The organism is Arthrobacter sp. CJL-S3, assembly GCF_056711635.1.
Window position 1 is genome coordinate 2,159,896 of the sequence record NZ_CM160046.1, and the last position, 20,668, is coordinate 2,180,563.

Annotated in this window: 16 protein-coding genes; 7 read left to right on the forward strand and 9 right to left on the reverse strand. The window is 68.5% G+C overall.

Features of this window, described 5'->3' with window-relative positions; genetic code table 11:
- Positions 1 to 28: 28 nt before the first annotated feature.
- Both pepN and AC06G6_RS09785 read right to left on the reverse strand, forming a co-directional pair.
- Positions 29 to 2,656, reverse strand: coding sequence for an aminopeptidase N (gene pepN / locus AC06G6_RS09780; RefSeq protein WP_479828484.1), 2,628 nt, complete (start codon positions 2,654 to 2,656; stop codon positions 29 to 31).
- A gap of 4 nt (positions 2,657 to 2,660) precedes the next feature.
- Positions 2,661 to 3,692 carry a YeiH family protein gene (locus tag AC06G6_RS09785; RefSeq protein ID WP_479828485.1) on the reverse strand — a complete coding sequence of 344 codons (1,032 nt, stop codon included), beginning with the start codon at positions 3,690 to 3,692 and terminating at the stop codon, positions 2,661 to 2,663.
- 106 nt (positions 3,693 to 3,798) lie between these two features.
- Between AC06G6_RS09785 and AC06G6_RS09790 the strand changes: the two genes are divergently transcribed.
- The 3 genes from AC06G6_RS09790 to AC06G6_RS09800 all read left to right on the forward strand — a co-directional run bounded on the left by AC06G6_RS09790 (position 3,799) and on the right by AC06G6_RS09800 (position 7,202).
- The gene (locus AC06G6_RS09790; RefSeq protein ID WP_307464945.1) at positions 3,799 to 5,355 is read left to right on the forward strand and encodes a circularly permuted type 2 ATP-grasp protein; all 1,557 of its coding nucleotides are present in this window, start codon (positions 3,799 to 3,801) and stop codon (positions 5,353 to 5,355) included.
- A 72-nt stretch (positions 5,356 to 5,427) separates the two neighbouring features.
- A complete protein-coding gene (locus AC06G6_RS09795; protein ID WP_226762129.1) occupies positions 5,428 to 6,354 on the forward strand; it encodes an alpha-E domain-containing protein in 927 nt (308 codons plus the stop codon).
- Positions 6,351 to 7,202: a transglutaminase family protein gene (locus tag AC06G6_RS09800; protein WP_479828486.1), complete on the forward strand. Its 852-nt coding sequence runs from the start codon at positions 6,351 to 6,353 to the stop codon at positions 7,200 to 7,202. Before AC06G6_RS09795 ends, AC06G6_RS09800 begins: the two co-directional genes overlap by 4 nt.
- 82 nt (positions 7,203 to 7,284) lie before the next feature.
- On the opposite strand, the gene AC06G6_RS09805 is transcribed toward AC06G6_RS09800, so the two are convergent.
- Positions 7,285 to 7,773 carry a pyridoxamine 5'-phosphate oxidase family protein gene (locus AC06G6_RS09805; RefSeq protein ID WP_479828487.1) on the reverse strand — a complete coding sequence of 163 codons (489 nt, stop codon included), beginning with the start codon at positions 7,771 to 7,773 and terminating at the stop codon, positions 7,285 to 7,287.
- Positions 7,774 to 7,952: 179 nt separating this feature from the next.
- Between AC06G6_RS09805 and AC06G6_RS09810 the strand changes: the two genes are divergently transcribed.
- Positions 7,953 to 9,644 (forward strand): GAF domain-containing sensor histidine kinase, encoded by a 1,692-nt coding sequence (locus AC06G6_RS09810; RefSeq protein ID WP_479828617.1) that lies wholly within the window; start codon positions 7,953 to 7,955, stop codon positions 9,642 to 9,644.
- Between the two features lie 103 nt (positions 9,645 to 9,747).
- Here the strand turns inward: AC06G6_RS09810 and AC06G6_RS09815 are convergent, their stop codons facing one another.
- Positions 9,748 to 10,476, reverse strand: a complete 729-nt coding sequence (locus AC06G6_RS09815) for a response regulator (RefSeq protein WP_479828488.1) — start codon at positions 10,474 to 10,476, stop codon at positions 9,748 to 9,750.
- A gap of 364 nt (positions 10,477 to 10,840) precedes the next feature.
- On the opposite strand from AC06G6_RS09815, the gene AC06G6_RS09820 reads away from it, so the two are divergent.
- The gene (locus AC06G6_RS09820; RefSeq protein WP_479828489.1) at positions 10,841 to 11,293 is read left to right on the forward strand and encodes a universal stress protein; all 453 of its coding nucleotides are present in this window, start codon (positions 10,841 to 10,843) and stop codon (positions 11,291 to 11,293) included.
- Between the two features lie 43 nt (positions 11,294 to 11,336).
- On the opposite strand, the gene AC06G6_RS09825 is transcribed toward AC06G6_RS09820, so the two are convergent.
- The 3 genes from AC06G6_RS09825 to glgC form a co-directional block, all read right to left on the reverse strand.
- On the reverse strand, positions 11,337 to 11,807 hold the full coding sequence (locus AC06G6_RS09825; RefSeq protein ID WP_479828490.1) for a pyridoxamine 5'-phosphate oxidase family protein: 471 nt from the start codon (positions 11,805 to 11,807) through the stop codon (positions 11,337 to 11,339).
- A gap of 87 nt (positions 11,808 to 11,894) precedes the next feature.
- Entirely contained in the window at positions 11,895 to 13,358 is a 1,464-nt protein-coding gene (locus AC06G6_RS09830) for an SDR family NAD(P)-dependent oxidoreductase (protein ID WP_479828491.1), read from the reverse strand.
- A 72-nt stretch (positions 13,359 to 13,430) separates the two neighbouring features.
- Positions 13,431 to 14,846, reverse strand: a complete 1,416-nt coding sequence (glgC, locus tag AC06G6_RS09835; protein WP_479828619.1) for a glucose-1-phosphate adenylyltransferase — start codon at positions 14,844 to 14,846, stop codon at positions 13,431 to 13,433.
- A 96-nt stretch (positions 14,847 to 14,942) separates the two neighbouring features.
- Here glgC and glgA point away from each other — a divergent pair, with 96 nt between their 5' ends.
- Positions 14,943 to 16,148 (forward strand): glycogen synthase, encoded by a 1,206-nt coding sequence (gene glgA, locus AC06G6_RS09840; RefSeq protein WP_479828492.1) that lies wholly within the window; start codon positions 14,943 to 14,945, stop codon positions 16,146 to 16,148.
- Between the two features lie 100 nt (positions 16,149 to 16,248).
- Here glgA and AC06G6_RS09845 read toward each other — a convergent pair whose 3' ends face one another.
- Together AC06G6_RS09845 and AC06G6_RS09850 are read right to left on the reverse strand one after the other, a co-directional pair.
- On the reverse strand, positions 16,249 to 18,345 hold the full coding sequence (locus AC06G6_RS09845) for an acyl-CoA dehydrogenase family protein (RefSeq protein ID WP_479828621.1): 2,097 nt from the start codon (positions 18,343 to 18,345) through the stop codon (positions 16,249 to 16,251).
- A gap of 45 nt (positions 18,346 to 18,390) precedes the next feature.
- Entirely contained in the window at positions 18,391 to 19,167 is a 777-nt protein-coding gene (locus AC06G6_RS09850) for a TetR family transcriptional regulator (protein WP_479828493.1), read from the reverse strand.
- A gap of 61 nt (positions 19,168 to 19,228) precedes the next feature.
- Here AC06G6_RS09850 and AC06G6_RS09855 point away from each other — a divergent pair, with 61 nt between their 5' ends.
- Complete coding sequence (locus AC06G6_RS09855) at positions 19,229 to 20,665, forward strand: acetyl-CoA C-acetyltransferase (protein ID WP_479828494.1); 1,437 nt, start codon at positions 19,229 to 19,231, stop codon at positions 20,663 to 20,665.
- The last annotated feature ends 3 nt before the right edge of the window (positions 20,666 to 20,668 follow it).

The window sequence follows — 20,668 nt, forward strand, 5'->3', positions numbered from 1 at the left end:
CGGCCGTTTAGGACCCCCAAAAGGGCGGTTACGGAGCAGCCGATGGGGGGTTCGTGGCCAGGGTCTGCGCCGTGAGGGCCCGGTGCAGGTGGCTGCGCTGTTCGATGATGATGCGGCGCAGCGCCCGGGGGGCGTCCGGGTGGGCGGCCAGCCAGTTGTCCGTCCGGACGGTGACCGGGTGCGTGTCCGGAGTGCCGCCGTCCAGGTCCTGCCCGGCCGGGTAGAGCCCGCGGACAATCCGGCTGGCGATTTCGATGCTGCGCCCGGCCCAGACGTCCTCCAGGCAGTCGAAGTACCGGTCAATGAAGCCGTGCAGCAGCGCTGCCGGGCCGGTGTTGAAACCCGCAATGGTCGCGCTGAGCAGCTGGTTGGAGAGCGCGGTGCCGTGCACCGCTTCCGTCCAGCCCGCCTCCTTGACGGCAGGCTCGGGGCGGGCCGCGAGGGCGGTGGCGTGTCCGGATCTTCCGGCGGCGGTGTTGTCGCGGGCCAGCTCCCCGTCGAGCTGCGCCTCGGTGGCCTCACCGTTGGCTGCCAGGGCGTGCCAGAAGTTCCAGCGCAGCTCCGCATCCACGGCCAGGCCCTCAATGACCGTGCTGCCGGCCAGGACGCCGCGGACCAGGTCCAGCCGGCTGCGGTCATAGCGGCTGGCGGCGGCGACCGTGCGCGCCCACGCCAGCTGGTGGTCGGAACCGGGCGCGGCCCGCCGGAGCTCGTCCGCGGCGAGGGACAGGAAACCGTGACGGACGTCGGCCCGCTCCGCCGCGGGGACGTAGCGTTCGATCGCCGTGGCCGCGTTGCCCAGGACAGTGAGCAGCACGCCGATGCCGGCTTCCGCGGGCCCGAAGCGCTTGACGGCGTCCACGTACAGGGACGACGGCGTGACGGCGTCACGGGCCGAGTCCCAGAGGGCGGTCCAGCACAGGGCCCGGGCCATCGGATCACCGAGCGCGCCCAGGGACGCCCGGACGGTGGCTTCGGAGTGCGGGTCCAGCCGGACCTTGGCATAGCTGAGGTCCTCGTCGTTGACCAGCAGCAGGGCCGGCCGCGGTTTCCCGGACAGGGCCGTCACCTCGGTCCGGGCCCCGGTGACGTCGGTCTCGACACTGTCGGTGCGAACCAGGGCGCCAGCGTCGTCCGTCCCGTACAGGCCGATCCGCAGCCGGTGCGGCCGCGGCTCCTGCCGGCCCGTCGTCGGGTCCGCGGCGTCCTGGATGATCGTGATGGTGCCGAGGACGCCGTCGTGCTCCTCGATCTCGCTGGTGAGGGTGGAGATGCCGGAGGTCTGCAGCCACTGGCGGGCCCAGTCCGCGAGGTCCCGGCCGGAGGCGGCGCTGAGCGCGGCCAGCAGTTCCGCGAGGGTGGTGTTGCCGTAGGCGTGGTCCTTGAAGTACTGGCGCGAGCCGGCCACGAACGCCTCGAATCCCACATAGGCGACCAGCTGCTTGAGGACCGAGGCCCCCTTGGCGTAGGTGATGCCGTCGAAGTTCTGCTTCGCAGCCTCGAGGTCGGGGATGTCGGCGACGATCGGGTGGGTGGTCGGCAGCTGGTCCTGGACGTAGGCCCAGGCCTTGCGGTTGTTGGCGAAGTTCACCCAGGCCGTGGCCCAGTCCGTCGTGCGGTCCACGCCGAGGGTTCCCATGTAGTCCGCGAAGGACTCCTTGAGCCACAGATCGTCCCACCACTGCATCGTGACGAGGTCGCCGAACCACATGTGCGCCATCTCGTGCAGGAGGGTGTTGGCGCGGGCCTGGTACTGCGAATCGGCGGCCCGGGAGGTGAAGACGTAGCTTTCCGTGAAGGTCACCAGCCCGGGGTTTTCCATGGCGCCGAGATTGTACTCGGGCACGAAGGCCTGGTCGTACTTCCCCCACGGGTACGGGAAGTCGAAGAGCTCGTTGAAGAAGTCCAGGCCGTTCCTGGTGAGGGTAAAGAGGGCCTCGGGGTCGAAGGACGGCGCCATCGAGGCGCGGCAGTAGAGGGCCAGCGGCACGTCCAGCCGGGTGCCGTCGTCGAGCTCCCTGCTCCAGGAGTCCTCGGCCTTGAAGTACGGGCCGGCCAGCACCGTGGTGATGTACGTGGACATCGCCTTCGTCGGGGCGAAGTCCCAGCGGCTCGTGTCCGGGTCTCCGGTCAGGGGCGTGCGCTGCGTTTCGATGCCGTTCGAGGCCACCTGCCAGGCCGAGGGCGCCATGACGTGGAAGGTGAATTCCGCCTTGAGGTCGGGTTGTTCGAAGTTGGCGAAAACCCGGCGGGCGTCGGCGGGCTCGTACTGCGTGTAGAGGTAGCACTGGCCGTCGGCCGGGTCGAAGAAGCGGTGCATGCCCTCGCCGGAGGTGCTGTACAGCGCGGTGCCCGTGACGGTGACCTGGTTGTCCGCCTGCAGGTGGTCGAGCCGGATCCGGGAGCCGTCCACGACGTCGGCGACCGCGAGTTCCTTGCCGTTCAGGACGACCTTGTGCACCCCGCCGCTGATGAAGTCCAGGAAGGTCGAGGCGCCGGGTTCGCCCGCGGAGAAGGTGATCACGCTGCGGCTCGGGTAGCCGGCGATGTCCGGATCCGCGGCCTGCCGGACGTCCAGGGAGACGTCGTAGCTGTGGGTGGTGATCAGGGCTGAGCGGGTTGCGGCTTCATCGCGGCGCAGGTTCTGGTTCGACACCCCGCTATCTAATCATGAGGAACGCGGCGCCCAGCCCCAGCCCGGCGATCAGCAGCCAGGACGCCAGGGCGGCCAGCAGGGCCCGCGCTCCGGTGTGCAGCAACTCGCCCACGCGCACCGCCGAGCCGAGGCCGAAGAGGGCCATCCCGAGCAGCACGTCCTGCAGGACCGCGGCGGCGTCGAGGACGCCGGGGGAGAGCCAGCCCGTGGTGCGCAGGGCTGCCAGGGCGACGAAGCCGAGCACGAACAACGGGACGATCGGCGGCCGCTTCAGCCCGTCGCCGGCGTCGGCGCTGCTGCGGTGGTGCAGCCCGGCGGCGGCGACCATGGGCGCCAGCAGGATCACCCGGGTGAGCTTGACGACGACGGCGACGGCCAGCGCCGACGCCCCGGCGGTCTGCGCGGTGGCCACCACCTGGCCCACGTCGTGCACGGACGCCCCGGCCCAGGCGCCGAAGACCGCGGGGCTGAGGCCCAGCGGCCGGATCAGCAGCGGCAGCACCCCGATGGCGAGGGTGCCGCACAGGGTCACGAGGGCCACCGGGAGCACGGTGTCGTGCTGTCGGATCCGGCGCGCCGCGGCCATCGCCCCGATCGCGGAGGCCCCGCAGATGGAAAAGCCGGTGGCGATCAGCAGCGCTACCGGCGGCGGCAGCCGGAACAGCCGGCTGATGCCGTAGGTTCCGGCGAAGGCGGCCAGGACCACACCCGTGATCAGCAGCAGCGCGGCCCCGCCAAGTCCGAGCACATCAACGAGGCTGACCTTCAGGCCCAGGACCACGATCCCGGCGCGCATCAGGTGCTTGCCGGCGAAGTCCAGGCCCGGCCGGCCCCGGCCCGCGGTCCAGCCGGACAGCCCCGGGACATTCGCGGCGAGGAGCCCGAACGCCACGGCCAGCGTCATGGCCGGGAGCACCGGAACCATGCTGTGGACGGCGAGGGCAAGCACGACGGCGGCGGCCGCGGAGAGCAGCCCGGGCAGCAGGCGCGGCAACGGGTCGGCCCGGAGCAGCGGTGTGAGCGTAAACGGTGGCACCTGTCTACCTTGACGCAACCGCGGGGAAAAGCCGTCACCGCCACGGCGGCCGCCGCCGGGTGCGCGCCGAAATGATTTCGCAACAAAAAGGTGATTGTCTAGTGACATGTCTGACCTATTCCAGGATTACTCAGTGGCCGCCGAACGCTCCGGTGCCTACGACGAGATGTTTACCCCCGAGCAACAGCCCCGGCAGTCCTACGGGCAGGTCGCCGAAGCCCTGCGTGAACTCTCGCTGGCCGATGTCACCGCCCGCGCCGATTCCATGGCCCGGACCTTCCTGGACCGCGGTGTCACGTTCGACTTCGCGGGGGAGGAGCGGCCCTTCCCGCTCGACATCGTGCCCCGGGTCATCCCGGCCGACGAGTGGACCGTGCTGGAGAAGGGTGTGGCGCAGCGCGTCCGGGCCCTGGAGGCGTTCCTCAACGACGTCTACGACAAGATGACCGTGGTGGCCGACGGCGTCATCCCGCGCCAGCTCGTCACGACGAGCGCCCACTTCCACCGCCAGGTGCACGGCTTCGAGCCCGCCGGCGGGGTCCGCGTCCATATCTCCGGCATCGACGTGGTCCGCGACGCCGCCGGGACGTTCCGGGTCCTGGAGGACAACGTCCGGGTCCCCTCCGGCGTCAGCTACGTCCTGGAGAACCGCCGCGCGATGGCCAAGGGCCTGCCCGAGGCCTTCGGCCAGCAGCTCATCCGGCCGGTCGAAGAGTATCCCCGCCGGCTGCTGTCCGCCCTGCGCAAGACCGCACCGACCGGCGTCGACGACCCCACCGTGGTGGTCCTGACCCCCGGCGTCTTCAACAGCGCCTACTTCGAGCACACCCTGCTCGCCGGCCTGATGGGTGTGGAACTCGTCGAGGGGCGCGACCTCATCTGCCGCGGCAACCGCGTCTACATGCGCACCACCGCCGGTGAACAGCGCGTGGACGTGATCTACAAACGCATCGACGACGAATTCCTGGATCCGCTGCAGTTCCGCGCCGATTCCATGCTCGGCTGCCCGGGCCTGGTCAACGCGGCCCGCGCCGGCGGCGTGACCATCGCGAACGCCGTCGGCAACGGCGTCGCCGACGACAAGCTCGTCTACAGCTACGTCCCGGACCTGATCCGCTACTACCTCAACGAAGAACCCGTGATCGCCAACGTGGACACCTTCCGGCTCGAAGAAAAAGCGGCCCGGGAAGAGGTCCTGGACCGCCTGGACGAACTGGTGGTCAAGCCCGTGGACGGCTCCGGCGGCAAGGGCCTGGTGATCGGCCCGGACGCGACCAAGGACGAGCTTGAGGCCCTTCGCAAGCGCGTCATCGCGGACCCCCGCGGCTGGATCGCGCAGCCGGTGCTCCAGCTGTCCACGGTTCCCACGCTCAGCGGCGACAGGTTCGGCCCGCGGCACGTGGACCTGCGCCCCTTCGCAGTCAACGACGGCGACGACGTCTGGGTCCTGCCCGGCGGCCTGACCCGCGTGGCGCTCAAGGAAGGCTCCCTGATCGTCAACTCCAGCCAGGGCGGCGGCTCCAAGGACACCTGGGTGCTCGCGGATTCCCCGGAGGTTCCGGTGGAGGCCCTGCCGCGCCCGGCCATCACGGTCCGCGAACGGGTCTCGGTCTGGCCCGTCGAGAGCAACTGGCGCGACAGCCAGAAGGAGCAGCAGCAGTGACCCGCACCGCGTCGATCATTGTTCCGCCGACCCATTCTTTTCAGATTTCCGATGCGCTGGAGGTAACCGCGAATGCTTAGCCGTATCGCCGAGTCATTGTTTTGGATCGGCCGCTACGTGGAACGGGCTGACGGCACCGCCCGGATCCTCGACGTCCACCTTGAGCGGCTCAACCACCTGCCGATGGAGGAACAGCGCAGCGTGGCGCAGGAACTCCTCGCCGTCATGGGCGCCCGGGCGCAGAGCGAGGATTTCGGCCTCCCCGAACTGCTGAATGCGCTGGCGTACGACAAGCAGAGCGCCACGTCCATTGCCGGTTCCCTCGGCGCGGCGCGGGAGAACGCCCGGCGCGCCCGGGAAACCGTGTCGTCCGGGCTCTGGGAGAGCCTGAACACCACGTACTACGGGCTCAACCAGCACCGCAAGGACGTCGTCGGCACCTACCGCTTCTGCAACTGGGTGCTGGAACGCACGGCCATGGTCAGCGGCCTCGCGGACACCACGGTCAGCCACGACGAGAGCTGGCAGTTCCTCGTCCTGGGCCGCTCGCTGGAACGCGCCGACATGACCGCGCGGATGCTCTCCACCCGGGATGTCCTCTCCGCGGGTATGTCGTGGGTGAACATGCTCCGTTGCGCCGGCGCCTACGAGTCGTTCCTGCGGACCCGCCGCGCGGCCTTCGGCGACCAGCACGCCGCCGAGTTTCTGCTGCTGGACCGGTTGTTCCCGCGGTCCATCGTGTATGCGCTGCGCGACGCCGACGAGTGCCTCGCCATGCTGGACCCCTCCGCCCAGCGGGTCGGCTTCATCAACGACGCCCGCCGGATCGTGGGCCAGGCCCGCACCTTCCTGGAGTTCCACCGCACCGATGACCTCATGTCGGAACTGCCGGAGCACATGGAGCGCGTGCAGAAGGCCGTCTCGCAGGCCTCGGACGCCATTTCCCGTAAGTACTTCAATCAGGCAGACGAACTGGCCTGGGTGGGAGAAGTTTCATGACCCGGCTGAGCATCATCCACAAGACGGCGTACAAGTACAACAAGCGCGTCACGCTCTCGTACAACGAGGCCCGCATGACGCCGCTGACGGATCCCCAGCAGGTGGTGCTGGAATCCTCCCTGAAGGTCTCGCCGTCCCAGGCCGCGCTGAGCAGCTACCGCGACTACTGGGGCACCCGCGTCACTGCCTTTGACATGCAGATGCCGCACGAGCACCTCGAGGTCCTGTCCACCACCACCGTCGAGGTGCACCGCTCGGAAAGGATCCCGGCGGAGGCGGACATCGTCGGCTGGGATGTCCTGGACGCCCCGGAGACACTCAACAAGTTCAGCGACTGGATCCCGCAGTCGCAGCTCACCGGGCCGGGCACCGAAGTGCTCGGGATCATCCCCGGCGTCGTCGAGGGCCGCAACCCGCACGAGGCCGCCCTGGCGGTCTTCGACTGGATGCGCGGCGAAATGACCTACATGAAGGGCTCCACCGGCGTCACCACGAACGCCGAGGAGGCCTGGAACCAGCGCCAGGGCGTCTGCCAGGACCTGGCGCACCTGGCCATCGGCGCGCTGCGCAGCCGGGGCATCCCGGCGCGCTACGTGTCCGGCTACCTGCACCCGCGCTCGACGGCGGAACTCGGCGAGACGGTCGCCGGGCAGTCCCACGCCTGGCTGGAATGGTGGGACGGCGAATGGCGCAGCTGGGACCCAACCAACCATAAACCGGCCGGGGACTTCCACGTGACCGTGGCGAGGGGCCGTGACTACCGCGATGTGCCCCCGCTCAAGGGAATCCTGTCCGGCGGCGGCGGCTCCGCACTCAGCGTGAGCGTGGAGATCACCCGCCTGGCCTGATTCCCCGATGCGCTATCACTTCCCGCTGTTCTGGGGCCCCAGAACAGCAGGGTGTGATAGCGCATCGAGGGTTAAGCGGGGCTTATTCGAGTCCGGAGCGGGTGGCGTCGTCCAGCGGGGTCCACCAGGTCAGCGGCGGGACCACCTTGAACCGGCGTCCCGTCACCGTTTCCGGGGTGATCCTGACGAAGTGCTCCTTCTTGCCGGCCTGCCACGGGAACAGCAGCAGCCCCACGGTGTCCAGGACCTCCTGCTGGTTCTGCACCGGCGCGGCCTGTCCCTTGATCACCACACTCCAGGCGATGCCGCTGTCGGCGTCGACGCCGTCGGCCTCCACCGCGACCGGAGTGTCGCTCGTGGCGGCCTGGAGCTTGGTGCCGTCCGCCGTGCGGAACACCAGGGTGCCGTGGTCCACCTTGTAATTGATCGGGAAAATGTCAGGATGGTCGTCCACCCAGACAGCGAGCCTGCCCACGCTGACGCCGCGTAACAAACGCCAGCATTCGTGATGGTCAAGGTTTTCAACTTCGTGTGCCTGCTGGTTTTTTCCCGGCTTCGGATCAGTACTCATGCCGGCGAGCCTACGCCAGCCACGCGGCGGCGGGGTAGGGGATAAGGTCACAATCCAAAGCAATATCGTCCGACGTCTAGGGCCTTTGCCCCCGCTTCAGGGTATTCTGGCATCAACATCGTCAGCGCGGACGATCGTTGTGTTCGTTGTATCGAATTGGGGCCATGAGCATGCATTCAATGGGGGAACGCCCAGACCAGACCGCCACTGAGCCACAACCCATGATCGATGGTGTCCTCCGGGGCTTCGTTTCCAGGGCCGAGGAACTGCTCCAGTCCCAGGAACGGATGGCCGGGCTGCTGGAGGCAGTTGTCGCCGTTGCCGAGGACCTCAGCCTCGATGCTGTGCTGGAACGCGTGGTGCAGTCCGCCTGCCGCCTGCTTCATGCCCGGTATGGCGCCTTGGGCGTCATCGGCGACGACCAGGCGCTCAGCCACTTCATCACGGTGGGCATCGACCAGGAGATGGCCCACCGGATCGGGCCGCTGCCCACCGGCCACGGCGTCCTGGGCCTCCTGATTTCCGATCCCCGCCCCCTTCGGCTCCATGACCTGCACACCCACCCGGAATCCTACGGTTTCCCGGCGAACCATCCGCCCATGAAGTCCTTCCTCGGCGTCCCCGTGCGGGTCCGGGACGTGGTCTTCGGGAACCTCTATCTGACGGAAAAAGAAGACGGCAGCGACTTCACGGCCGAGGACGAGGGCCTGGCCGTCGCCCTGGCGGCCGCCGCGGGCGTTGCCATTGAGAATGCGCGGCTCTACGACGACGCCCGGCGCCGGGCCCGCTGGCTGGAAGCCTGCATGGACGTCTCCGGGCTGATGCTCAGCAGCGACCGGGACTACACCTCCGGCGGGCTGGATCCCATTGCCAGCCGGGCCCTGCAGGAATCGGGGTCGCAACTGGCCCTCCTCGTCGCGCCCGCCACGGACGGCAGCGGCCATATCGTCGCAGGCGCCGCCGGCATCCGCAGCCCGCAGTTCTCCGGCCGTACGCTGAGGCTCGATTCGCCGTTGCTGGAAAGTGTCCTGGACGGCGGCGAGCCCGTGGTCCTGGACAACGCCTCCGCTCTCTTCGGCGAGATCGACGGCGGGATCACCGGCCCGCTGCTGGCGGTGGCCCTGAGCACCCAGGGCGCGCACCACGGGCTCCTGCTGCTGATCCGGGACCCGAACGCGCTGCACTACGCCCGCACGGACATCGAGATGGGGGCCGTCTTCGGTTCCCACGTCGCACTAGCCCTGGAACTCGCCCGCGTTCACCGGCTCCGCGAGGAGCTGCTGGTCTTCACCGACCGGGACCGGATCGCCCGCGACCTGCACGACCTGGTGATCCAGCGGCTGTTCGCGGCCGGCCTCAGCGTCCAGAGCCTCACCCGTTTTACCAAGGACGAACTGGCCACCGAGCGGATCCGGAACATCACCAACGAGCTCGACGAGGCGATCCGGAGCCTGCGGGACACCATTTACTCGCTCAAGAGCAGCAGCGGGGAAACGGAGCTGCTCAGCGGACGGATCCGGCGGGTCACGCGCAGCTCGGCGAAGTCCATGCCTTTCACGCCGCGCCTGATCATCACCGGCCCGGTGGACGCCGTCACGCCGGACAAGGCGGACAATGTCGTGGCGGTGGTCTCGGAGGGGCTCAGTAACGCCATCAGGCATTCCGGCGCGGACACCATTTCCGTGTCGGTGGGTGTGGTCAAGGGCCGCGTGACAGTGGTCATCACGGACAACGGCGCCGGCTTCGCCGAACCCGAAAAACGCCGGGGACTCGCCAACCTCGAGGACCGCGCCCGGATGCTCGACGGCGAATGCACCATCACCAGCGCCCCGGACGCCGGCACGAGCCTTGAGTGGTCGGTGCCGCTCTAGCCTGGGGCGGCGCGGGCTTCACCGCGGGCTGCACGGCGTCAGCCGGGCGCGGACTTCACGGCGTCAGCGGGCACTTCACGATCTCAGCCAGCGGACGCTGCGGCTAGCGGACACTGTGCGGGCGGCTGGTTTCGGCATGGCTTCCGGACGGTACCGGTGCTGAGGGGCCGGCGATGAAAACCGCGGCCTGGGTCCGGCGTTCGAAGCCCAGCTTGGCCAGCAGGGACGAAACGTAGTTCTTGACCGTCTTCTCCGCGAGGAACATTTCCGCAGCGATCTGGCGGTTTGTGAGCCCGCCGCCCACCAGTTCCAGGACCCGGCGCTCCTGCGGCGTGAGCGAGGACGTCCTGGGGTCCACCTCTTCGGCCTCGACAAGGCTGTCCACGATGCCCGCAGCGACGCCTTCCGCGAAGAGCGACTCGCCGGCGGCCGCCCGGCGCAGTGCCCCGATCAGGTCGGTGCCGCCGATTTCCTTGAGCACATAGCCGCTTGCGCCCGCCAGCACGGCGCCGCGCAGCGCCTGCTCGTCATCGAAGCTGGTCAGGATGATGCAGTTCAGCGACGGGTCAACCGAGCGCACGTCCCGGCAGACCTCAATCCCGGTACCGTCCGGCAGCCGGGCATCCAGAACGCTCACGTCCGGATGCAGGGCGGGAATACGGCGGGTCGCCTCGACGGCGGAACCCGAACTTCCGACCACCAGGAAGCCCTCACCCTCGAGGAGCTCCTGCAGTCCGCGCCTGACGAGCTCGTGGTCATCCAGGATGAAAACCCGGATGACGGCCGGCGCCCCGTCGGGTGCAGTGAGACCTGCGTCTGCCCAGGCAATCATGATTCTCCTGTCCGGCGGCTTGCGCTGCCATGAATGGTGAGGTGCTCCCCAGCCTGATTTTCGCAAATGGCGCCTGCAGGTTGTGCCTGCTAAATCCATTGTCGCTGACCCAGGCGCCGCCGTCGCTGCCGACATTGGAGCTGGTCCCGTTGTTACGTTGTCCCTTGTTACATTGTCCACTCCGGGAGCGTGTTCCGTCCCGGCGACTGTAATTCTTCTCCGGGTAGCGGGCCCCGGCAAGGGTCATTGGTCCCGCCGGGGCGGGCCGGCGGGCTCCTCCGGATGACTTTCGGCCCTAGCTGCTCCTGCGGCCCGCACGGCACTATAGGCTGGACGCGACAGCCGCATGACGAAGGGATCTGCCATGACCGAAGCCAGGGACATCCGGACCATTGTGGTGGGGGTTGATGGGTCCGATGCGTCGGTGGAGGCCCTCCGCCAGGCCCAAGGCCTCGCCGTGCCGCTCTCGGCGACGCTGGTGGCTCTGGCCAGCTGGGACGTCCCTCCGGTGTACGACGGTTACGTCGCGATGGGAATCGATGACTTCGATGTCCGCGCCGGGGAAATCCTGCAGGAAACGGTGGAGAAGGCGTTCGGGGCGGACACCCCGGCCAACGTCGAGAGCCGCCTCGTCCAGGGACACCCGCGGCACACCCTGATCGAGGCCAGCAAGGACGCGGACCTGGTTGTGGTGGGACGCCGCGGGCACGGAGGCTTCGGCGGAATGCTGATCGGATCCGTGAGCTCTGCCCTGGTGGCCCACGCCCATTGCCCCGTCCTGGTCGTCCATTCCCCGGAAGTGAAGGCCGCCAAGTAGGTCCGGCCGGCCCCCAGCTAACGGCCTCCGAACGAACGGCGCCTTATTCGAACGAGGCCCGGCGGGGATCGGAGAGCCGCGTGGTCCACAGATCCGGGCGGTTGACCTTGAACCGGCGCCCGGTCAGGGCCTTCGGGGAGAGCCGGACGTAATAATCCTTGTCGCCCGGCTGCCAAGGTTCCAGCAGCAGGGCGTCGACGGCGTCCTTCTCCTGCTGGTTTTCGATCAGTGCGGCCTCACCGCGGGCCACGACGCTCCAGGCCTCCTGCTCGTGGGAGTCATAGCCGTCGATTTCGAAGGCGATGGGTTTGGCCGTCATCGCCGCCCACAGTTTGGTGCCGCCGGCGGTGCGGAACACGATCGAGCGGCGCTCGAGCGCGAAGTTCACCGGGAAGATCTCCGGATGCTCGTCCACGATCAGGGCGATCCGCCCCACCACCTCGGTGTCCAGCAGCACCCAGCATTGGTCGATGGACATTCCGAAATCGGGCGCAGGCGTCGTCTCTGTGTTCATGTGGACCCACGTTACGTACTGTGCCGGGCACCCATTAGGGCCATTAGGCCTGTAGCCCGGGCAGGCCGGCTCTGATAGGGCCGGCGCCTACCAGGGGCTCGGCTTGTAGTCCTTCAGGAAGACCCCGAACTGGTCCTCGCCGGACTCGCCCATGACGATCGGGTCGTACACCCGAGCGGCCCCGTCGACGAGATCCAGCGGGGCGTGGAAGCCCTCCTCCATCAGACGGACCTTCGTGTAGTGCGGGCGCTCATCCGTGATCCAGCCGGTGTCCACGGCGGTCATCAGGATGCCGTCCTCTTCCAGCATCTCCTGGGCGCTGGTCCGGGTCATCATGTTCAGCGCCGCTTTGGCCATGTTCGTGTGCGGGTGGCCGGGACCCTTGTAGGCGCGGGAGAACTGGCCTTCCATGGCGCTGACGTTCACGATGTACTTCCGCCGCGCGGTGGAGCGCTTCATCGCCCCGCGGAGCCGGCTGACCAGCAGGAACGGCGCGGTGACGTTGCACAGCTGGACTTCGAGCATTTCGAGCGGATCCACCTCGTCGACTACCTGGGTCCAGCTGTTGATGCTGGCCTGGTCGGGAACCAGCCCGCCGGCGTCGATGGCGGTGCCCGCGGCGATGCGTTCCAGCGACGCGGAACCGGTGGACAGAGCCAGCGAGGTGATCGCGTCCCCGGCGAGCACCGGATGCTCCAGCACGCTGCTCGCCAGGGCCAGCGGGTGCTTGTCGTGGGCGTGGCCGAAGGTCACCAGTTCCGGGCCGCCGTTGGCCGCCTGCAGGGCCGCCGGCAGGGGCTCGTCCTCGGCGTCGACCAGGGGCTTGTACGCGTTCCCGGAGCGGCGCACGGTCTGGGCGGCGTTGTTGATGATGATGTCGAGCGGTCCGGCGGCATCGAGGGAGTCGGTCAGCGCCATCACCTGCGAGGGATCGCGCAGGTCAATGCCGACGATCCGCAGCCGGTGCAGCCACTCGCCGCTGTCGTCCATCGCGGCGAAGCGCCGCGCGGCGTCCTTCGGGAAGCGGGTGGTGATGGTGGTGTGGGCGCCGTCGCGGAGCAGCCGTAGCGCGATGTACATGCCGATCTTGGCCCGGCCGCCGGTCAGGAGGGCGCGGCGTCCGCTCAGGTCCGTCCGGGCGTCGCGTTTGCTGTGGCTGAATGCGGCGCATTCCGGGCACAGCTGGTGGTAGAAGGCGTCCACCTGGGTGAAGTGCTGCTTGCAGATATAGCAGGGCCTGGACCTGATCAGGTGCCCGGCAATGCTCCCCGTTGTAGAGGGCGCGAGCTTGTTGCCGCGGGTTTCGTCGTCGATCCGGTCCGGGGCCGCCGTCGCCGTCTGGGCGATCACGGCGCGGTCGGCCTCGGCGATCAGGTCCCGCTTGCTGACCCGGCGGTGGCGCTTGACGGCCTTGAACATTTTGCCGGTGGCACGGCGGACCGAAACGTAGTCCGGGTGCTCCTCGTCGTAGACGTGGATGCTGTTCAGGACCTTCAGGCAGGCCTGGATTTCCTCGGGAGTCAGATCGGAGGGCAGATCGGGGGAGCTCATTGCCCCAATTTTACAGCCTGCGGGGAGCCCGGCCCGACGCCGGGTCCGGACTCCCGCTGCAGCTGTTCAGGCTCAGGGGGCGTTGCTTGACCGCGGAGCCGTGACGCCGACGGCGGCCGCTTGGACTTCTGCCACCTTGTCCACGGATTCCCGCAGGGCGGGCCAGTGCTCGGTGGCGGCCTTGACCGCGTCGGGCACCAGGATCAGGTTGGCGGCCGACAGGGCGCGTTCGTCCTCACCGGGCTCCGGGACGAGCTGACCCTTGGACAGCACGGTGATGCCCGAGTCGGTGACCTTGAAGCCGCGGGCCCGGTCCAGTTCGGGGTCGAGACCGATGGCGGCGCCCGCCGGGACCTGGACGTTCTTATCGATGATGGCCCGCTTGACGACGGCGCCTTCACCGATGTTGACCTTGTCCATCAGCACCGAGTCGAGCACCCGGCTGGAGGTGCCGACGTAGACGTCGTTGGACAGCACGGAGCCTTCCACGATGCCGCCGGAGATCACGGTGCCGCTGGCAACGATCGAATCCAGGGCCGTGCCGACCGTGTTCTTCTGGCCGCGGACGAACTTGGCCGGCGGGGAGATGCTCTGCCGCGTGTAGATCGGCCATTCCGAGTTGTAGAGGTTGAAGACCGGCACGGGCGAGATGAGGTCCATGTGCGCGTCATAGAACGAGTCGATGGTGCCGACGTCGCGCCAGTAGGTGCGGTCGCGTTCGGTGGAGCCGGGGATCTGGTTCAGGGTGAAGTCGTAGACCCCGGCCTCGCCCTTGTCCACGAAGTAGGGAATGATGTCCCCGCCCATGTCGTGCTTGGTATCCAGGCGCTCGGCGTCGACATGCAGGGCCTCGACGAGGGCGTCGGCGTCGAAGACGTAATTGCCCATGGACGCGAGGAACTGGGTGGGGTCGGCGGCCAGGCCCGGGGTGGAGGACGGCTTCTCGACGAAGGCGGCGATCCTCTCCGGGTTGTCCTGGTCCACTTCGATCACACCGAACTGGTCGGCCATGTGCAGCGGCTGGCGGACGGCCGCGACGGTGGCCTTGGCGCCGCTAGCGACGTGCTGGTCCACCATCTGGGCGAAGTCCATGCGGTAGACGTGGTCTGCGCCGACAACGACGACGATGTCGGGGTTGGCGTCATGGATGAGGTTCAGGGACTGGTAGATGGCGTTGGCGCTGCCGAGGAACCAGCTCTTGCCTACGCGCTGCTGCGCGGGGACCGACGCGATGTAATTGCCCAGCTGCGTGGACATCCGCCAGGTTTCGGAAATATGGCGGTCAAGGCTGTGTGACTTGTACTGCGTCAGGACGACGATCTGCAGATAGCGGGAATTGACCAGGTTCGATAATGCAAAGTCAATGAGCCGGTAACTTCCGGCAAACGGGACGCCGGGTTTAGCCCGGTCCGCCGTCAATGGCATGAGCCGGTTTCCCTCGCCACCTGCGAGGACAATGGCCAGAACTTTTTTATTCGGCATGGTGATCGCTCCTGAACGCCTTTGTACTTCCCCAAAACAGTCCGGCACGCCCGAACGTCTTCACACTAGATCAGTTCCACCGTAACGACTACCTTGGGGTTTGTGCGTATAGACATTGTGACCAAAGAATTCCCGCCCGAAATCTATGGCGGCGCCGGGGTCCACGTGGCCGAGCTCAGCAGGGTGCTCGCCCAGCACGTGGATCTGCAGGTGCGCGCCTTCGGCGCGCCCCGTGAACCCGGGTATCACGGCGCGACGGTGACGTCCTACGCCGTACCCGAGGACCTGGGGTCCGTCAATGCCGCCATCCAGACCCTGGGGGTGGACCTGAGGATCGTTCCGGACATCGCCGGCGCGGACCTGGTCCATTCCCACACCTGGTACGCCAACATGGCCGGGCACATCGCGTCGCTGCTCCACGGCATCCCGCATGTCCTCAGCGCCCACAGCCTGGAGCCGCTGCGCCCGTGGAAGGCCGAGCAGCTGGGCGGCGGGTATGCGGTGTCGTCCTGGGTGGAAAAGACCGCCTACGAGGCGGCGGCTGCGATCATCGCCGTGTCGGAGGGCATGCGGCAGGACATCCTGCGCAGCTACCCGGACGTTGATCCCGCCAAGGTCAAGGTGGTGCACAACGGCATCGATGTGAGCCAGTGGAACCGGGACGAGGGTGATGACATCATCCGCGGGCTCGGCATTGATCCGGAGCGGCCCAGCGTCGTGTTCGTGGGCCGGAACACCAGGCAGAAGGGCGTTCCGTACCTGTTGCGGGCCGCCGCCAAGCTCCCGGCCGACGTCCAGCTGGTGCTGTGCCTGGGTGCCGCGGACACCCCCGAACTGGCGGCCGAAACGGCACGCCTGATCGAGGAGCTGCAGAGCCAGCGCAGCGGCGTCATCCTGATCGAGCGGATGCTTCCCCGCAACGAGGTCGTCCAGGTGCTGAGCCACGCGACCGCGTTCGCGTGCCCGTCCATCTACGAACCGCTGGGCATCGTGAACCTCGAGGCGATGGCCTGCGGCGCCGCCGTGGTGGCCAGCGCCACCGGCGGGATCCCCGAAGTGGTCCAGCACGGCGAGACCGGACTGCTGGTTCCGATCGAGCAGGTCACGGACGGCACGGGCATCCCCCTGGACCCGGAGAAATTCGTCACCGACTTCGCCGAGGCGCTCATCGACGTGGTGTCCGATCCCGCCCGGGCCCGGGCCATGGGACAGGCCGGCCGGCGCCGTGCCGAGGAGCACTTCTCCTGGGAATCCATCACCGAAACCACCCTTGAGGTCTACCGCTCGGTGCTCCCCAAGGGTTCCTGACCCCGGCACCCGAGGAACAGACGACGGAACAGACAACGACGGCGCCGCCCCGGCTCAGGGGCGGCGCCGTTGTCGTCTGCGCGGTCGTCGAATTACCGGGTCAGGCGCCGGTGGCCCGGGTCCCGTGGCTCTTGCGGGCCAGCAGGATCTTCTCGTCCACCGGGGCATCGCCGCTGGCGCGCTGGGTGCGGAAGTACTCCCGGGCCTCGTCCTGGCGGAGCTTCTCGGCGCCCGTGGCGATCTCGGCGCGGAGGTGTTCGGGGCCGAACCCGAAGGCGTCGACCAGGTCCAGGGCGTGCGGGCGGATCTTCACGAGCAGGCGGTTGATGTAGTCGCCCACGGTCCGGGCGCGCTGCATGGAGAGCCGGCCGTTCATCAGGTACCAGGACAGGTTGTCCTCGATCAGGGACAGCCCGAAGAGGTCGCGCAGCCAGGTCAGGACCTTCCGGGTCCCCGGGTCCGTGACGGTGCCCAGCGCCTCGGTGAAGGCCTCCCACTGCAGCAGCTCGGCGTGCGCCTGGGCTGCCTCGATGAGTTCGTCCTGGTGGCTGTTGAACAGCGCCGCGCCCTGCTGCTGCGGCAGCTTGTTGGCGCCCTTGAGGGCCGAGCCGACCTCGGCGACCATGGTCTGCACCCGGTCGGTCAGCAGCGCGCGCTGGCTGGCCTCGTCCTTGATCGCGATGGCGGCCTTCTGCACCGAGCCTGTGTCGGCCATGAACTGGGCGACGCCGCGCAGGCCGGTCCGGTGGATGGCGGCGCCGGTGGCCTGGCCGACGACGTAGCGGGCCAGCACGCCGAAGTTCACCGTGCGGAATTCCTTGGCGTAATCGGCCAGCAGCCGCTTGGCGACCAGCTGCAGCAGGACCGTGTTGTCACCCTCGAAGGTGGCGTACACGTCCAGGTCGGCGCGCAGCGAGGCGAAGCGGTTCTCAATCAGGAAGCCGGCGCCGCCGCAGGCTTCGCGGCATTCCTGCAGCGTGTCGAGCGCGTGCCAGGTGCTGAGCGGCTTGAGCGCCGCCGCGAGGGTTTCCAGATCCTGGCGGTCCGCGTCCGTGTCGGCCCGGCCGGAGAAGACGTCGTCGAACTTCTGCAGCAGCTGTTCACTGGCGAAACCGGCGGCGTAGGTGGTGGCGAGGCGGGTGAACAGCCGGCGCTGGTGCCGCTGGTAGTCCAGCAGCACCTCCTCGTCGGTCTGCGAGGAGGCGTTGAACTGGCGGCGTTCCGTGGCGTACTGGATGGCCGTCTTCAGGGCGAGCTTCGACGCGGTGACGGCGGCCCCGTCGAGCGAGACACGGCCCTGGACCAGGGTGCCGAGCATGGTGAAGAAGCGGCGGCCCGGGCTGGCGATGGGGGAGCTGTAGCTGCCGTCGGCGTCGACGTTGCCGTAGCGGTTGAGCAGGTTGGTGCGCGGGATCCTGACCTGTGTGAAGTGCAGCCGGCCGTTATCGATGCCGTTCAGTCCGCCCTTGACGCCGTCGTCCTCGCCGCCGATGCCCGGCAGGAATTCCTTCGTGTCGGGGTCGCGGAGGTCCATGTAGAAGGCGTGGACGCCGTGGTTCACGCCCTGCGTCACCAGCTGGGCGAAGACGACGGCGGCGACGCCGTCCACGGCGGCGTTGCCGATGTAGTCCTTCCACGCGGCCCGGAACGGCGTGTGCACCACGAATTCCTCGGTCGCCGGGTCGTAGGTGGCGGTCGTGGCGATGCTGGCGACGTCCGAGCCGTGCCCGGTCTCCGTCATGGCAAAACAGCCGGGAATGTCCAGGTTCATGATGCCGGGCAGCCACTTCTGGTGGTGCTGTTCGGTGCCGAGGTGGTTCACGGCGGAGCCGAACAGCCCCCACTGGACGCCCGCCTTGATCTGCAGCGAGGGGTCGGCGATGACGAGCTCCTGGAACCCAGCCACGTTGCCGCCGTGTTCGTCGGCCCCTCCGACGGACGCGGGGAAGGCGCGGTGCACGGCGCCATTGTCCACCAGGATCTTGAGCTGGCCGAAGGTGCGGCGGCGGTGTTCGGTGTGGGTCAACCCCTCGGTCTTGTGCAGTTCCGGCTGGCCCGCCAGTTCCCGTGCAGTGCGGCGGGTGTCGGCCCACTTGCCCAGTAGCAGCTCGCCCAGCGCGGCGACGTCGACGGCGGGAGCCGCGGCAGCCGTCGCGCCGGGCGCGGCCGCCGGGCGGGGGGATGCCCGGCATCCTATGAGGGGCGGACGGAGGGGAGCCTGCGGGGCGGTCGGCTAGTTCGGTCATGTCGATTCCTTCGTTGGTTCTGACAAGGTCGGTGCTGAAGTCGGTGCTGATGTGGGTGCTGAGGCCGGCGGTGCCGTGCGCAGTTCGGGCGCGATGCCGAGGCACAGCCAGTCGGTGATCTGGCGTGCCATGGCCGCCTGGTCGGGTTTGTCGGGGGACGCCGGACTGGCCAGCCACTGTTCGCCGGCGTTCCGGACAAGGCCGATGGCCGCGTTCGGCCAGTAGCCGATCACGGCCTCGCGCCCGGCCGAGTCGCCAAGGTGGCTGCGCATCGGCCGGGCGATCATGTCGCTGATCGCCGCGAAGAAATGGCCGAGGGCGCCCGCGGTGGCGATGGTGCCGCTTGTGGCGTCGCCGGGGCTGTAGCGCGTGACGAAGGTGTACACATTGGGGCTGGTTTCCGCCATCTGCAGGTACGCGGAGACCATCGCCAGCAGCCCCTCGCGGGGTGTCTGGGCGCTCTGGGCGGCCTCCTGGATGCGGCGCTGCATCTGGCTCAGCACGACTTCGCCGACGGCCTGCTGGAGCCCGGCCTTGTCCCCGAAATAGCGGTAGAACACGGATTTGGAAGTGCCAGCCGCCGCCGCAATGTCTTCCATGGACGCATCACTGCCCAGCCGGTGCACGGCCTTGCGGGCTGATTTGATCAGCTCCCGGCGGCGCTCTTCACGGTGTGACTGCCAGCGCGAGGCGCGGCCGTCCACACTGCCGGCCGCGGCAGGGCCGGAGCCGGCCGCGCCGCCGCCGGGAAGGTCAGTCTGGGGGATGTTCACGATACCCAGCGTATCAGGTACGCTGGGTATCGGTAACCGCTTTGATCAAAGGAGACAGCCCATGTCCGTCAACGGACAGTCCGCACCCGGACCAAAGGAATCAACCAGCCCGGCGACGCCCGGGGCCGTCACAGCAGCCGCCTCCCCGTCCGCGGGAAGCCCCGCCGCAGGCGCCGCAGAACCGACCGGGCGGACAGCGCCGCGGCTGCGCAGGGCGGTCATCGTCGGTGGCAACCGCATTCCCTTCGCCCGGACCGGGGGCGCCTATACCAAGTCCTCCAACCAGGACATGCTCACCGCGGCCCTGGACGGGCTCATCGCCCGGTTCGGACTGCAGGACGAACGGATCGGCGAGGTTGCCGCCGGGGCGGTGCTCAAGCACTCCCGTGACTTCAACCTGACCCGTGAAGCCGTGCTGGGCTCCGCTCTGTCCGCCGAGACCCCCGCCTACGACCTGCAGCAGGCCTGCGCCACCGGGCTGGAAACGGTCCTCGGCCTCGCCAACAAGATCAAGCTCGGCCAGATCGACTCGGCGATCGCCGGCGGCGTCGACTCCGCCTCGGACGCGCCCATCGCCGTGAGCGAGGGCCTGCGCGAAGTGCTCCTTGACCTGAACCGGGCCAAGACGCTGCCGCAGCGGCTGCAGGTCCTGAGCCGCCTCCGGCCCAAGGACCTCGCCCCGGACGCCCCCAACACCGGCGAACCGCGCACCGGCCTTTCCATGGGGGAACACCAGGCACTCACCACGGCGCAGTGGAAGATCACCCGGGAGGCCCAGGATGAACTGGCTTTCAACAGCCACCGCAACCTGGCCGCGGCGTATGACGCCGGCTTCTTCGATGACCTGCTGACCCCCTACCGCGGCCTGACCCGGGACTCCAACCTGCGGGCCGACACCAGCCTCGAGAAGCTCGCCACCCTCAAGCCCGTCTTCGGCAAGAACCTCGGCTCCGCGGCCACCATGACGGCGGGCAACTCCACCCCGCTCACCGACGGCGCCTCCACCGTGCTGCTCGCGGCGGAAGACTGGGCGGATGCCCATGATCTGCCCAAGCTCGCCACCGTCGTCGACGGGGAGGCGGCCGCGGTCGACTTCGTTCACGGCAAGGACGGCCTGCTGATGGCCCCGGCCTTCGCCGTGCCGCGGCTGCTGGCCCGCAACGGGCTCAGCCTCGACGACATTGACTTCTTCGAGATCCATGAGGCCTTCGCCGGGACCGTTCTCAGCACCCTGGCCGCGTGGGAGGACGAGGAATTCGGCCGCACGCGGCTGGGTCTGGACGGGGCCTTCGGCAGCATCGACCGGTCCAGGCTCAACGTCAACGGGTCCTCCCTCGCGGCCGGCCACCCCTTCGCGGCCACCGGCGGCCGGATCGTCGCCTCGCTCGCCAAGATGCTGCACGCAAAGGGCCAGGTTGACGGCCGCCCGGCCCGCGGCCTCATCTCCATCTGCGCCGCCGGCGGCCAGGGCGTCGTCGCTATTCTTGAAGCACTCTAGGGG